This window comes from Vibrio genomosp. F10 str. ZF-129 (assembly GCF_000287055.2).
Taxonomy (GTDB): Bacteria; Pseudomonadota; Gammaproteobacteria; order Enterobacterales; family Vibrionaceae; genus Vibrio.
Genome location: NZ_AJYQ02000097.1, coordinates 76,044 through 91,231, shown reverse-complemented (window position 1 = coordinate 91,231; position 15,188 = coordinate 76,044). Strand labels below are relative to the sequence as shown.

Genomic DNA, 15,188 nt, shown 5'->3' with positions numbered 1-15,188 from the left:
CAATCAAAAATTCTAACGCAGTTATCGAGTCTTTTTACCAGCTAGGGTGAACCGTTATTTACTACAATTGGTATAAAACAATGCCCCTGTGAAGTATCTGAGGCATTGCGTGTTTATATCTCTTTCCTAGCGGTAATCAACACACCCATCCGTCACCGTTAAATCTTGTTCGGTATTTTGAGCCTGTGAAAGAGTCGGTATAATACTGGGACCACAATAAGCGTCAATACAGTTGCAAACCCTAGGCCAAACATAATCGTTACTGCCATCGGTTTAAAGAAGATATCTGGCAACAGTGGAACCATGCCCAAGATCGTCGTTACCGCAGCCATACATACAGGCCGTACACGACTGAGCGCCGCATCCACAACAGCAATGTAAGGCTCCTTCCCTGTTTGCATTTCTATCTCGATTTGATCCAGCAATACAATCCCGTTTTTTAATAGCATACCCGACAGACTCAAGAACCCAAGCAGAGCCATGAAACCAAAAGGCGTATTCAAGGCAAGCAATCCCGTTGTTACCCCTATGATCGCTAACGGTACGGTAAGCCAAACAATCAGCGGCTCTTTCACTGAGTTAAACAGGAAGACCGTGATAAGGAACATAAACAAGTAGCCCAATGGCATTGTGGTAAATAATGACTCTTGCGCATCACGAGAAGATTCATACTCCCCTCCCCACTCTAGAAAATACCCTGAAGGCATATCTATCGCTTCGATTTGTGGCATTAATCTTTTTTGTAACGTAGACGCCGTTTCCTCACCTAGGATGTCCGGATCTGCCATGATGGTAAGCACTCGTTTTCGGTCTTTGCGAACGATAATAGGGTCTTCCCAACGCAGCTCGTACCCAAGTGTGATTTGCTGTAAAGGAATGTACTCGCTGAGTACAGGGCTCCACATTTTCATGCCTTCAATATTACGAATATCAACTCGTTCATCTTCCGGTAATCGGGTCACGATGGGCATTAGCGTTGTGCCATCTCGATAGACTCCAACAGATTTACCTGAAAACGACATAGACAAGAAATCGTCAACATCCGACTTTGTGATACCGTAACGTCGAGCTTGGCTTTCGTTAAATTGAGGCTCTAGGACTTTTGTTCGCTCACGCCAATCATGACGTACATTGGTCGCATTTGGATCCGCTGAGATAATCTCTGAAACCTGCGCCGCCAGCCCTCTTAGAACAGTCGGATCTGACCCCACAATTCTCGCTTCAATTTTCGCACCGCCACCAGGACCAAGTTCTATCTGCTTAAGCTTATAATTGATTTCTGGGAAATCCGACTCTACATACTGACGGAACGCTTCCATGAGATTGTGCAAGGCTTGATAATCATCCACCCGAGTGGTGATTTCTCCATAACCTGCATAACTTTTCTCTGGTGCATAAGTCAGCATGAAACGCTGTAAACCTTTACCCGCTGTCGTCGTGACATGTTCAACATGATCTTGCTCTGATAACCAAGACTCTAAAACCTTGAGTTTGGTATTGGTGGCGCGTATATCTGTACCTTCAGGTAACCAGATATCAGCTTGAAACATCGGAGTAGTTGATGAAGGGAAGAAGGATTGCTTCACCATGGTGAAACCATAAAGACTCACACCAAGACCAACAACCAATACGATCACAGTTAACCAAGCGCGATTCATACAAAACTCGAGGAAGTTTTTGTATGCGACAAACACAACCCCATTGTATGGATCACTGGCCTCATCGCCCTCTGGTAGTTTTTGTCCTTTGAAAAACATATCAGCAAAGAATGGCGTCAGTGAAATAGCGGTAAACCAACTGAGCATTAACGAAATCAATAACACGGTAAACAAAGTGCCACAATATTCGCCCGTGGCATCTTCAGAGAGCCCAATCGGCGCAAAGGCCGTCACCGCGATAATAGTAGCACCGAGTAGTGGCCATTTCGTCTGTGTGACAATATCCGTAGCGGCTTGGGTGCGGGTCCGCCCTTTTTGGGTGCCTATGAGTATCCCTTCAACCACCACAATGGCATTGTCCACCAACATCCCTAGTGCAATCACCAACGCACCCAATGAGATACGTTGCAAATCGATCTTGAAATACTGCATGAAGATAAAGGTGCCCAAAACGGTCAACAAGAGAATCAGACCAATCAATAACCCCGATCTTAAGCCCATGAAAAACAGTAGCACGATAATGACGATCGCAACCGCTTGACCAAGACTGACAACAAATCCACTGACCGATTTATCCACTTCTTTCGGCTGACTGTATATCTCTGCGATCTGCACGCCAACTGGCTGCTGGTACTTTAACTCGGCTAAGCGGCGATCAAACCGTTCACCAACTTCAACCACGTTAACACCGGTTGCAAAAGAAACGCCGATATTGAGAGCAACATCGCCGTTATAGTTAATAATATTGCTTGGTACTTCCTGATAACCACGGGTGATTTTGGCAACATCTCGCAGATAAATCAGCCCTGAAGCACCGTTTTCGTTAATGATTAAATCACCGAGTTGATCGACATTTTCGAACTCGCCCGTTGGATGAATTCGAATGTATTCATCGCCGATTCTTATTGCACCCGCGTCTGACACTACGTTCTGTGTTGAAAGTAAGTTGAATACCGTTGCCGGCGCCAAACCAAGGCTACTCATTCGCGTCATCGATATTTCAATGAATACCTGCTCTTGCTGTTGCCCAGAGACGGAAATTTTGCTCACGCCATCAACTAACTCCAGCTCACGTCTTAGGTAATCAACATAATCCAGCAGCTCTTTATAACCGTACCCATCCCCAGTAACCGCGAGCAAAATACCGTAAACGTCACCAAAGTCATCGATGACCTTAGGAGCCCCCACTCCAGGAGGCAATGACCCTTGCAGATCATTGACCTTTCGACGCAACTCATCCCAGATCTGCGGTAAGTCATCAGGACCATAATTGTTCTTCATCGTCACCGTTATTTGTGACAACCCTCGGCTGGAAATCGAATTGACTTCATCCACATAAGTAAGCTGTTGAATGGCTTTTTCTAAGGGATAAGTCACCTCTTCTTCGACTTGCTGAGGAGTCGCACCTGCATACTGGGTCACGACCATCGCGTCTTTGATCGTAAAGGCTGGATCTTCAAGACGACCTAACCCAAAAAAGGCAGACACGCCTCCAATCAAAAAGATCAGTGAAATCATCCAGCTGATTACTTTATTTTTAATAAAATAAACCGCGATTCCTTTCTCTTCTTCATTCGTTTGATCGGGTATCACTTGCTTCAAATCACTCATTAAATGCTACCTCTGAAATCACGTTCACTTTCATTCCCTCTCGCAATTTAGAAAGTCCTGCAACAACGACGACGTTAGTTGTGTCTAACCCATCGAGTACTTTAAATGAGTTTTGCGATGCTTTGCCTAATGTGACTTTTCGTTTCGTTACTGTGTTGTCGCTTTGTAAAACCCACACGTATTTGTTGTCTCTTTCTAAGCCATCACCATCACCATTAAAGATCGCTTCTACTGGGACATAAGCCCCGACGCTGATACTATGCCCGAGGCTTTCCCCTGTGGCCGTGACTTCAACGGCCATACCATCGAGGATATATTCGCTTTCTGGCATTGGCATAGACAATGTTGCAGTGAATGTACCTGTTGCCGGATCCGGTTCGGTAGTAAATTCTTTTACTGATGCCTCATATTCATTACCACTCGGCACTCTGACGATGGTTTGAATCGTATCCACGGCCTGGTGAGTTGGCGAGTTGACATGAAGCCTATCTGGTAGCTGTATGAGTATCTCGACCGTTTCTACACTGTGTATGTTAACGATGTACTGCCCGACTTGAACATTTTCAAACTGGTCAGTATTGACTCGAGAAATAATTCCATCAACCGGGGCTTTAAGCTGAGTAAACGACAGTCTTAATTTCGCTAGCTCTAATTCGGCCAAGGCTATTTGTCTTTGCGCCGCAATCTCATCAAATTGTGACTTAGCTAAAAGCCCTTTGTTAACGAGGGGTTTGGAACGATTAAACTGATTGTTCACAACGGTAAATCGTGCCTGGGCGTTGTCGACATCAAGCTGATAATCGGTAGGATCTAGCTTGGCTATCAATTGCCCTTTCTTAACTCGGTCCCCTTCTTTTACGCTTAATTGGCTGATTTCGCCTGATACTCGAAAGCTCAAATGGGAGCGCTCTGCCGCATTTGCCACAGCAGGAAAGTAAAGCGATTCTCTGGCTTCAGAAATCGATAGGTCAGCAACCCGAACATTAAGAGGAACCATTTCAGTCTTTACGACGTCCTCTTTACATCCTGCCAAAACGATACTGAATGCGAACAAACTAACTGATTTCCATTGTTTCATCATTACAGCCCTCTCTCCTTAACCCACTCTCGGACTTTGATGCCACTTTCAATGCCACTCACGCCAGATACGATGATTTGATCACCATCATTTAGGCCAGAGAGTACTTCTCGCTTATCATTAACTTCAACCGTCGCTTTCTCTGTGAGACCCGATGGTGTCACACGCCATACTCGTGTTTTTCCATCTTCTTCAAAGAGCGCAGATGATGGGATTCGAGTAGTTTGACCAGCATCAACGATGGCGCGGACACTGCCTGCCATTCCAGGAAGGATACCGATATCTTTTGGCCGTTCCATAACCATCGTCACTTTATAGGCGCCCGTGTTTCGGTCTGCTTCTGTGTCTATTTCTTGAAAGAGAAGCGGATAACTCGTATCGGGAAAAGCATCAAACGTCATGGTGACATTAGGGTTAAGATCTTGAGAAAAACGGTTCAACAGATGATCAGGTAACTGATACACCACTTTCAGCAACTGGTTCGTTTGAATGTTCATTACCCCTGTTTTCTCACTCACAAATTCAAAGTTTTGAGCGGGGGAGAGTGAAATGGTGCCGTCATAAGGTGCGATCAGTTTGGTGTATCTAAGATTTGCTTTCGCTTGAGAGAGGATAGCTCGCGCAGAATTGTGATTCGCTTTAGCTTGGTCAAAGTCTTGTTCTGACACTACTTTATCAATATGCAACTTTTTATAACGTTCAAACTGCACATCAGCCAACATAAAATTGGCTTGGGCTTGCTTGGCCAGTAAGGCATATTCATCAGGATTTAAAGAGGCTAACTGCTCACCTTTTTTGACATTTTGTCCGGCTGTTACATCAATCGACTGCAGTTGGCCCGCAACCCTAAAAGTCAATATCGCTTTGTCACCCGCTTCGGTTGTCGCGGGGAAGGTGCGTTCAAACTGGCTATTACCAACCGATACAGTGAATAATTTTGCAGGCCGTGATTCCGGCTCAGGTACAGGAGGAAGATCTTTACCACAACCACTTAAGATTGCGCTAAAGACAATGAGATAAATATACTTTGCCATGGGTAGCATCCAACAGAATCATTTAGTTACAAAGATAGTTGAATACCCTAATGGATACCAGTGAATAATCGGTTAATTCATTGAAATTAAATGAATAGAGAGTGGTATTTGATACCACTCTCATTACTGATTACAGATTTTTAAATTCGCGGTTGACTTTAAATGCATCAGAGGTGACGTACGCTTCCATTTTTCCTAGTTTCCCTCCCAATGTATCAAAATCATTTTCTAACGTTTTTAGCAGTTCACTGGCGCTCTTACCTTGTTGCCAAGGCTTACTTTTTAGCTTGTGCTCTTGTTGAGTTTTGATGTCTTGAGAGTAATTCACCGGCTGTTTTTCTATCATCAGTGTCATCGCGACATAAGCCAGGAGAACCAGAAATCCAGCGCCAAGCAATGCCGCTGATATGACTAAGATTCGAATCAACCAAACCTCGACACTAAAGTAGTTCGCTAAACCGGCACAAACGCCGGTCAGTTTACTATTTTGAACATCTCTGTAGAGTTCGCGCTTAGTCATAAGATGATCTCCAATTAGGGGATTCAGCATCTAGAATTCTCTCTAACGTCACCACTCTAGATTGAAGCTTTTCTGCTTGCTCTGACAAATGCTGGATTCGTTGGTTATCTTCTTTGGATAACCCATTACCGGAATGACGTTTTGCTCGATAATGTAAAAATAGCCATAAGGGAGCCACAAAGATTAAGAAAACCATCAATGGCCCAGCGATCAAAAACGATGACATAGAACTCTCCTATCCTTTATCTTTCATTTGCTGTTTTAGTTTCGCCAGCTCTTGTTCAATTTCATCTTGCGCTTGGAGCTCGGCAAATTCCTGATCTAAGGATTTCGCATTACCACTCTTGGCATAGACATCCGCTTCTGCTTCCAGTTCATCCACTTTACGAGAATACTGCTCAAACTTTGCCATAGCTTCATGAGTACGACTAGTATGAAGATGCTTTTGGACATCACGTCGGCTTGTTGCTGTTTGGTTTCGAATCGCCAGTGTTTGTTGCTTGGCTCGCGTTTCAATAATCTTGCTCTCTAATTTACTGACCTCACCGCTAAGCTTTTCAATCGTATCTTCCACCAATACGTTTTCAGCCTGCAGCCCTTTGAGTACCTCGATGAGTTTTTGCTTCTCGATCAATGCGGCTCTCGCTAACTCTTCGCGCTGCTTGGTAATGGCGAGTGTTGCTTTTTGCTGCCAACCTTCAATTTGGTCTTCCATTGATTCTATTTTGCGGCTCAGATCTTTTTTATCGGCCAACGCTTTAGCGGAGTTAGTTCTTACTTCAACCAGTGTGTCTTCCATTTCCTGTATGATAAGACGAATCATCTTTTCTGGATCCTCTGCCTTATCGAGTAGAGAACTAATATTTGAGTTTACGATATCTGCAAAACGAGAAAAAACACCCATGATATATCTCCTAATTAACGGTAACGATGCGCGGTATATGCGCTGACATTCTTGATGTATGAAAAGAGATAATCAAAATGCATGCCAATTTTTAACTGTTTATAATCATATACTTATATTATCCGTCATTATCCATCACTCTGTGTTATGATGAAATTAACCTACTATTGGTATTTTTAACCAGTTCGTTCTTAACATGGAGTCGACATCATGCGCCAAAACTTGATCGGTGAATCCCCTGCCTTTCTCTCAGTATTAGATAAAGTCTCTCGTTTGGCGCCTATTGAACGGCCCGTCCTCATTATTGGCGAGCGTGGCACGGGGAAAGAACTGATCGCTCAGCGGCTTCATTACCTATCCAAACGCTGGGAAAATACCCTTGTTTCCCTTAACTGCGCCACATTAAGTGATGGCTTAATCGACTCAGAACTGTTTGGGCATGAATCTGGCGCTTTCACCGGGGCTAAAGGTCGTCATCAAGGTCGGTTTGAACGTGCAGAAGGCGGCACTCTGTTTTTAGATGAGCTCGCCACTGCCCCTTTAGCTGTGCAAGAAAAGCTGCTTAGGGTGATTGAATACGGGCAATATGAACGAGTCGGTGGTCAAAAAACACTGAATGCCAATGTTCGTTTGATCTGCGCAACGAATGGAAACTTGCCTCAGCTCGCACAGAAAAATCTATTTCGGGCCGATCTTCTCGACAGGCTCGCATTTGATGTTATTCACTTGCCACCATTAAGAGAACGTCCTGAAGATATTCCACTGCTTGCCGAGCACTACGCGATAAAAATGTGTCAAGAATTAGAGCTGGAGTTGTTCCCTGGTTTCTCTCACAGCGCCATACGTGAACTTCTGGAATACACTTGGCCGGGTAACATCAGAGAACTCAAAAATGTCATTGAACGAGCTATCTACCAGCACAATCGAATTGATGAGCCTATTGATACTCTAGTGTTTGACCCCTTTGGTGGTGCTTGGGGCAACACAACGGTGAACCACGATATTAACGATAGTAAAATGGGGGGGCAGCCTGATTCCCTTCTTTTGAACTCTCAAGATATTGGTTCTGTATCGCCATACTCAGACGATAAATCACTAGAACCGAGTAAACTTAAGTCGTTAGTGTTTCCAATTAACTATAAAGCATGGCAAGAAGAACAAGATATTGCATTACTTAATCTGGCACTCAGTGAAGCACAGTTTAACCAACGAAAAGCCGCTGAGCTTTTGGGCTTGAGCTATCATCAATTAAGAGGCATGGTCAGAAAATACGACTTGATTGCGCAAAACGGCCAATAACCTCATAGATTCAACTGTTTTCAGTTGGTTTGAATGTCCAAACAATGGTAAATTATCGAGATCTGACGGCATGAATATTGGTTTAGTTTTGCCTTATACCCTGACAAAGTTCTTTCTATGAAAGCGTTCTCAAAACTGACATTTGGATTCTTCAGCCTATTGTTTTTGGTTGGCTGTGGTGAAGATATCGATCACGATAAAATCCGACAAAGTGGCTTTATTTTTTGTGGGCAAGGCGGCTTACAAACGTTCAATCCACAACTTGTTGATAGCGGTATTACGTCTGAAGCACTCAGCCCGCAAATCTTCGACACTCTGGTTGTGCTCGACCCAGAAACGCATCAACCTGTACCGAGTGTTGCCACTCAATGGACGGTGAATAAGTCTCGTACCGAATATATTTTCGATCTTAAAGAAGATGTTTCGTTCCATACTACCGAATGGTTTACTCCAACGAGAACCCTTAATGCTGATGATGTTGTATTTAGCTTTCGCCGTATTATAGATTCTAGTCATTCTTATCATTACGTGGGTAATGGCCAGTACCCTTGGTTTACCGGCATTGATTTTCAAAATCTACTGATCGATGTACAGGCTTTAACCGCCCATCAAGTCAAGTTTACGCTCAGTCGCCCTGATAACACATTTTTGTCTAACATCGCGACAAGCCATGCTGTTATTCACTCTTTAGAATACGCAACTCAGCTAGAGATAAACGACCGTAAGCGACAGATTGATACCTTACCAGTGGGATCAGGGCCATTTTATCTAGATGAATATCTGGTCAATGACTTGGTCCGTCTGCGTAAACATAATACCTATTGGAATGGACCGGCGAAACTTCAGCAAGTGGTGTTTGATATTTCTCACCGTGGAACAGGGACTTTCGCGAAGCTTCTTCGAAATGAGTGCGATGTCCTGAACGCACCTCTTTCGAGCCAGATTCCTATTATAGAGCAGCAAGAGTCACTGGTCTTAACCGCAAGACCGGCCATCAATGTTGCGTATATTGCGGTCAATACCATTCACCCAGAGTTAACCGATGTCAGAGTCCGCAAGGCACTCAGCTTTGCCATCAACCGCCAAAATATCCTCGATTCGGTTTATTACGGTACCGGCAGCTTAGCCTATACACTTCTGCCGCCAACGTCATGGGCGTATCAGAAAGACCAAGTACAAATCCGGTACGACCGGAATTACGCGATCGCCTTATTACGAGAAGCTGGCTATGACTCTGATTTAGAATTAACCATGTCTATCCCTTTAGAAAGCAAAGCGTACAACCCGAGCCCTCGCAAAACTGCCGAGCTAATCCAAGCTAATTTTGCTGATGTTGGAATCACACTTCATCTTATTACTGAGGACAGATTGAGTCGTAGCGACGCAAACAACAGGGATAATATCGACTTATTTTTAACCGGTTGGCTTGGTGCGACTGGGGACCCAGACAACTTCTTTAGGCCTCTACTCTCCTGTGATTCTGAAAGAGCGGGGCTTAATATCTCCATGTGGTGTAACTCAGATTTTGATTTTCTACTCGATTTAGCACTGGAAGTCGACAAGCCTCGTTATCGTACCAATTTATATTATCAGGCCCAGAATATCTTGAATGATGAATTCCCAGTCATTCCACTTGCCCATGGCAGACAATTTCAGGTTTACCATAATTCACTGAAAGGGATAGAATTCAATCCCTTTAATTTGCCCCCATTTAACTTAGTAGAACGGAGTCAGTAATGTTTTTATATACGCTTCGTCGTCTGAATCTGTTTTTTATTACTCTATTGCTGCTTACGCTCATTGGATTCAATATTGTTCGCCTTGACGCCCTATCTCCGTGGGCACATCTTGATTTCTGGAGTGGCTGGTTAAGCTATCTTGTCGAGCTTTCTCAGCTTAACTTTGGGGTCAATAATAATGGAGTACCTATCATTGATGAGCTCATCATCGTTTTCCCTGCGACCATTGAATTATGTTTGATCGCTTTCATCATCTCAATGTTTGTCGGTATTCCACTCGGTACGCTAGCAGGAATGAAACAAGGCAAGTGGATCGATAGCATTATCTCGTTCACCTCAATGACGGGTTATTCTGCTCCCATTTTTTGGGTCGCATTACTATTGATCATGGTGTTTTCTTTAGAATATCAAGTATTACCTATTGCGGGTCGGTACGATTTTCTTTACCAGGTAGAGCACGTGACTGGGTTTGCTTTGATCGATGCCTTCTTTACGGAAGGAAAGTATCGGGCTCATACCGTTCAAAGTGTTTTAGAACACTTAATATTACCCTGCTTGGTATTGGCATTGGCACCCACCACGCAAGTTATTCGATTGATGAGAACGTCTGTTGCAGAAGTCATGACACAAAATTACATTCGAGCGGCTCGAATAAGAGGTCTCACGACTCTTGAGATCATTACCCAGCACGTAATGAGAAACGCCATTCCGCCCATCATCCCAAAAATTGGTGTCCAACTCTCTAGTATGCTCACCCTGGCGATTATTACTGAGACCATTTTTAACTGGCCAGGAATCGGCCGATGGTTACTTGATGCATTATCCAATCAAGATTATACGTCTATACAGGCCGGTGTTATGGTGGTCGCGACGTTTGTGTTAACCGCAAATATTATTTCAGACTTAATTGGTGCAATGGTTAACCCATTGGAGAGAAAGGGTTGGTATGCTAACAAATAACATTTATCAAGAAGAGCATATCCCGACTCAGTTCCAACGGTTCTGGCGAAGTTTTCGCTCTAACAGCCTTGCAATGTTCGGTTTGTGGTGCCTGGTTATCATTATTTTGATTACACTAGCTTCACCCTTGATCACACCTCATGATCCGCAAGCACAATCGACACAGCTTCTTATTCCTCCTTCATGGAACCCATCAGGGACCGTTGAGTACTTTCTAGGGACCGACGATTTAGGTCGAGATATTCTTTCTCGGCTGATTCAAGGCTCTCAACTTACCTTTGGGGCTGCGGTAGTGATCACGGCTATTGCTGCGACTGTAGGTTGCATCATTGGTATCCTTGCCGGCATGACCAAAGGTCTATTATCAAGTACTCTCAATCATTTGCTTGATACGATTATGTCGATCCCTTCTTTATTGCTGGCCATTATTTTTGTCGCCTTTCTCGGTTTCGGTGAGTTCAATATTCTTTTGGCGATTTGTCTTGCTCTGATTCCACGCTTCATCCGTTCTGTTTATATCGCCGTTCACAATGAGATTGAAAAAGACTACATTATGGCCGCTCGCTTAGATGGCGCGAATGACTTTTACCTCCTGTGGAGCTCTATTTTACCTAACATTCTGATCGTCATCGCCACTGAGATGACCTACGCGTTGTCGATTGCAATTTTAGATATATCCGCACTTGGATTCCTCGGATTAGGTGCGCAGGCACCCAGCTCTGAGTGGGGCGCCATTTTAGGTGATTCGGTTGAACTGATTTATCTCGCGCCTTGGACGGTGACACTTCCAGGACTGGCCATTATGGTCACGGTTATCGTGATCAACTTGGTTGGCGAAGGGATCAGACAAGCGCTTAATGCGGGGACTGAGTAATGCCGCTATTAGATATTCGCCATCTCACGATTGAAATAGACACACCTCAAGGCTTAGTCAAAGCGGTAGATCGCATGAGTCTAACCTTAAATGAAGGAGAGATTCGAGGTCTAGTTGGCGAGTCGGGATCAGGTAAAAGTCTTGTCGCTAAGGCTATTGTCGGGGTTTGTAAAGACAACTGGAAAGTGACTGCCGATCGAATGCGCTTCGGAAACATAGACCTTTTGCAACTCGCGCCCAGAGAAAGACGTAAAGTCATCGCCCGTGATATCGCTATGATTTTCCAAGAACCTTCCACCTGCCTCGACCCTTCTGAGAAAATCGGTAGGCAGTTGATTGAATCCATCCCATCTAGAACATTTACAGGGCGTTGGTGGGAACGATTAAAATGGCGTAAAAAACAGGCCGTTACACTGCTGCACAAAGTAGGCATAAAAGATCATAAGAGCTTAATGGAAAGCTACCCATATGAACTCACGGATGGAGAATGCCAAAAAGTGATGATCGCAATGGCTATCGCGACTAAACCTAAGATATTAATTGCCGATGAGCCGACCAATGATCTCGATCCAATAACACAATCACAAATTTTGCGTCTGTTAAGCCGAATGAATCAACTACACAATACGACCATTATGTTGGTTGGGCACGACTTAGCCACCATTACTCAATGGGCGACCCGCATCACAGTAATGTATTGTGGGCAATCGGTAGAATCCGCCAGTACCAAGAAGATTTTGTCTGCGCCAAAGCACCCTTATACTTCTGCATTGCTCAAAGCCGTTCCTGATTTCAGTGATTGGATTCCTCATAAACAGAAATTACAGTCTTTACCCGGCTCTATTCCACCTCTTCAACATTTACCTATTGGCTGCCGACTCGGGCCAAGATGCCCCTACGCTCAAAAACAATGCGTAATGATTCCCCCTACTCGGCGAATTAAGCAACATAAATTTGCTTGCCACTTTCCTCTTAACATGGAGACAAAACAATGAGCGCATTGTTGGAGGTCAGCGGGCTGAAAAAAGACTTTGTTACCCGTTCTGGCTTTTTTCGAAAGAAAATTCATCACGCGGTTAAGCCCGTCAGTTTTTCATTAGATGCAGGACAAACCATCGGATTTATCGGGCAAAATGGCTCTGGAAAGTCAACCCTCGCTCGAATGCTCTCCGGCATGGTTGAACCTACAGAGGGTAACATTCGTGTTAATGGCGAACTGTTAGAGCACAAAGACTATTCAACACGTTGCAAGTTGATTCGAATGATTTTTCAAGATCCAAACACGTCTTTGAACCCCAGGATTCAAGTGGGCCGAATACTCGAAGGGCCGCTGAAGAGAAACACCAATATGACTCCTGACGCTCGAATGAAACGGGTCAAAGAAACGTTAAGAAGAGTTGGCCTTCTGCCTGAGCACGCCTATTTCTATCCACAAATGTTAGCAACAGGGCAAAAACAGCGCATTTGTTTGGCGAGAGCACTCATTCTTCAGCCTTCCATTATTGTTGCAGATGAAGCACTCAATGGCCTAGACATGGCAATGCGATCTCAGATCATTAACCTATTTTTGGAACTACAAGAAGAGATGGGCGTTTCTTTTGTGTACGTATCCCAACATATTGGAATAATGAAGCACATTACCGATAAAGTGATTGTAATGCATGAGGGCGATGTCGTTGAATCAGGAGAGACACACCAAGTGCTATCTGACCCCCAACATCCTATCACTCAACGTATGATTGAAAGCCATTTTAATAAAGCGCCCTTTTTTAAATAGCCTAACTTGGTTAAATAGTCTGAACTTGGGATCTATGAGTACGAAAAATTCAGTAAAAGTCATTCCGCCTGTTCTTACAGTGAATGACTTTCACTGAGGAGTGACTCGACAAAATTGACTAACGTTTTGCTGCTTGTTTTTTTAGTTCAAAGTCAAATTCGTCTGGAAAAACAATCACGCCTTCTTCCTTTTCGTTTGGAAATACAACGATGGAAAGCTCATCATCTTCAAGCCCCTGAGTCCATCGGCTATGCCATTTGTTTAATGAAATAGCTTCTGCTTTGCACTCTTTCCAATCATCCGTTGCCCAAGCCGTCGCAAACTCTTCGTTTGGCCAGACAGGGACACAATCATCGTCCTCTGTATTGAGCATCACACAGCCATGTTCATCGGTAAGAATCCAAACTTGCTTATTGGTGACGATTTCTTTTATACAATATTTGAAACGTTGATCATCGTTATAACGGTTAATCGTCGCGATTTGATCGGCGTTTAGCGCTGTCGTTGTCATGTTTTATTCCTCAGCTTTTTAAGCTTTCATAATAAAAGCGCCCACAGACCATGCCTGTGGGCGCTTCAATAATTCACATTTGATTATACTAATTCAGCTTGCAGCCAAGGCCAACCTTGCTTTTTACGGCTTAGCGTGTCTTCCATCATTAGTAAGCCATCTTTTTCATGCTTCACTAATTTTTCAGCCCACTCGCCTTTGTAAAGAAGACGAGTCTGAGCCGTTGTAATGTCCGTTAACATAACAGCAGCGAAGGCTAGATTGTCTTTCGCACAACGAGCTTCTAGATCCGCTTCTAGCTCTTCAATCATGCCGTCCACTTGCTCTAGAGTTGCAAGTTCAACTTGGCCTACAACCACATCACGCCCATTAAATGGGTAACCTTTTAGATCTTTCTCTACGAGTTCAGCAGCAGAAAGGCCTTCGATGTCTGTTTTTGCAATCAAAAGATCTTTGATGAATGCATCAACATCTTGTACGTCTGCGATTTTAGCCAGCTCTGCAACGGCATCTTTATCTTTTTGAGTACATGTTGGCGAAGCAAAGCCTACCGTGTCAGAAAGAATCGCCGACATCATCAGCTTAGCGATCTGTTGAGAAATCGTATGGCCTTCTATTTTGAACATGTTAAATAGAACAGTGTTAGTACAACCTACAGGCCAGATCCATGCTTCCATAGGGTTGACAGTCATTACATCACCAAGACGGTGATGGTCAACAATACCTAGGATTTCAGCATCAGCGACATCATCAGGGGCTTGTGCTAGATCAGAGTAGTCTACTAACCAGATTTTTTCGCCAGCAACAGATGTACGCAGTTCCGGAGATTTAGCATCAGCAACCTCTAGAATGTGCTGCGTTTCGCGGTTAATTTCGCCTTGGCGAATTGGCATCGCTTCAAGACCACGAGACTTTAATAGCTCAGTGGCTACTAATGCGCTACAAATACTGTCACTATCTGGGTTCTTATGACCGACAACTAGAATCATTTTTCTTCCTGTTCATTTAGTTTGTTCACCCTCTGCGGGGTGAGGTTGCTCACAAAGGTGTTACTTTACCTGAATTTTTTAATTTGTCATTCCTTTACATCTCAAAGCATAAACCAAGCGTGTCTCTGTCATTTTTTTTCGATCTATAACGTATCTTTTTAACCAGTATTTTCTATCCATATTCTCATCACCGACCACGGCTTATTTATCGCTGCTTTCCGTTACTAAACCTAA

Annotated in this window: 14 protein-coding genes; 6 read left to right on the top strand and 8 right to left on the bottom strand. The window is 43.9% G+C overall.

All coding sequences use genetic code 11. The features are described 5' to 3' along the window. Positions 1–158: 158 nt before the first annotated feature. From A1QO_RS11650 to pspA, 6 genes are all read right to left on the bottom strand, one after another. Entirely contained in the window at positions 159–3,269 is a 3,111-nt protein-coding gene (locus A1QO_RS11650) for an efflux RND transporter permease subunit (RefSeq protein ID WP_017041617.1), read from the bottom strand. Next, positions 3,262–4,350 carry an efflux RND transporter periplasmic adaptor subunit gene (locus A1QO_RS11645; protein ID WP_017041616.1) on the bottom strand — a complete coding sequence of 363 codons (1,089 nt, stop codon included), beginning with the start codon at positions 4,348–4,350 and terminating at the stop codon, positions 3,262–3,264. Before A1QO_RS11645 ends, A1QO_RS11650 begins: the two co-directional genes overlap by 8 nt. Then, entirely contained in the window at positions 4,350–5,381 is a 1,032-nt protein-coding gene (locus A1QO_RS11640; protein WP_017041615.1) for an efflux RND transporter periplasmic adaptor subunit, read from the bottom strand. The genes A1QO_RS11645 and A1QO_RS11640 overlap by 1 nt, the downstream gene beginning before the upstream one ends. Before the next feature lie 130 nt (positions 5,382–5,511). Further along, positions 5,512–5,901 (bottom strand): envelope stress response membrane protein PspC, encoded by a 390-nt coding sequence (gene pspC / locus A1QO_RS11635; protein ID WP_017034936.1) that lies wholly within the window; start codon positions 5,899–5,901, stop codon positions 5,512–5,514. Further along, a complete protein-coding gene (pspB, locus tag A1QO_RS11630; RefSeq protein ID WP_017034935.1) occupies positions 5,894–6,127 on the bottom strand; it encodes an envelope stress response membrane protein PspB in 234 nt (77 codons plus the stop codon). The genes pspC and pspB overlap by 8 nt, the downstream gene beginning before the upstream one ends. 9 nt (positions 6,128–6,136) lie before the next feature. Continuing rightward, complete coding sequence (pspA, locus tag A1QO_RS11625) at positions 6,137–6,805, bottom strand: phage shock protein PspA (RefSeq protein ID WP_017034934.1); 669 nt, start codon at positions 6,803–6,805, stop codon at positions 6,137–6,139. A 210-nt stretch (positions 6,806–7,015) separates the two neighbouring features. Here pspA and pspF point away from each other — a divergent pair, with 210 nt between their 5' ends. The 6 genes from pspF to A1QO_RS11595 all read left to right on the top strand — a co-directional run bounded on the left by pspF (position 7,016) and on the right by A1QO_RS11595 (position 13,454). Beyond that, the gene (gene pspF / locus A1QO_RS11620) at positions 7,016–8,104 is read left to right on the top strand and encodes a phage shock protein operon transcriptional activator (RefSeq protein WP_017041614.1); all 1,089 of its coding nucleotides are present in this window, start codon (positions 7,016–7,018) and stop codon (positions 8,102–8,104) included. A 117-nt stretch (positions 8,105–8,221) separates the two neighbouring features. Then, positions 8,222–9,841, top strand: coding sequence for an ABC transporter substrate-binding protein (locus A1QO_RS11615; RefSeq protein ID WP_017034932.1), 1,620 nt, complete (start codon positions 8,222–8,224; stop codon positions 9,839–9,841). After that, a complete protein-coding gene (locus A1QO_RS11610; RefSeq protein WP_017037931.1) occupies positions 9,841–10,803 on the top strand; it encodes an ABC transporter permease in 963 nt (320 codons plus the stop codon). Before A1QO_RS11615 ends, A1QO_RS11610 begins: the two co-directional genes overlap by 1 nt. Beyond that, positions 10,790–11,677 carry a putrescine export ABC transporter permease SapC gene (gene sapC / locus A1QO_RS11605; RefSeq protein WP_017037930.1) on the top strand — a complete coding sequence of 296 codons (888 nt, stop codon included), beginning with the start codon at positions 10,790–10,792 and terminating at the stop codon, positions 11,675–11,677. Before A1QO_RS11610 ends, sapC begins: the two co-directional genes overlap by 14 nt. Then, complete coding sequence (locus A1QO_RS11600; RefSeq protein WP_017041613.1) at positions 11,677–12,672, top strand: peptide ABC transporter ATP-binding protein; 996 nt, start codon at positions 11,677–11,679, stop codon at positions 12,670–12,672. The genes sapC and A1QO_RS11600 overlap by 1 nt, the downstream gene beginning before the upstream one ends. After that, positions 12,669–13,454: a peptide ABC transporter ATP-binding protein gene (locus tag A1QO_RS11595; protein WP_017037928.1), complete on the top strand. Its 786-nt coding sequence runs from the start codon at positions 12,669–12,671 to the stop codon at positions 13,452–13,454. The genes A1QO_RS11600 and A1QO_RS11595 overlap by 4 nt, the downstream gene beginning before the upstream one ends. A gap of 118 nt (positions 13,455–13,572) precedes the next feature. Here A1QO_RS11595 and A1QO_RS11590 read toward each other — a convergent pair whose 3' ends face one another. Both A1QO_RS11590 and A1QO_RS11585 read right to left on the bottom strand, forming a co-directional pair. Next, positions 13,573–13,965, bottom strand: a complete 393-nt coding sequence (locus tag A1QO_RS11590; RefSeq protein WP_017034927.1) for a DUF2750 domain-containing protein — start codon at positions 13,963–13,965, stop codon at positions 13,573–13,575. 83 nt (positions 13,966–14,048) lie between these two features. Continuing rightward, complete coding sequence (locus A1QO_RS11585; protein WP_017034926.1) at positions 14,049–14,954, bottom strand: manganese-dependent inorganic pyrophosphatase; 906 nt, start codon at positions 14,952–14,954, stop codon at positions 14,049–14,051. Positions 14,955–15,188: the final 234 nt, after the last annotated feature.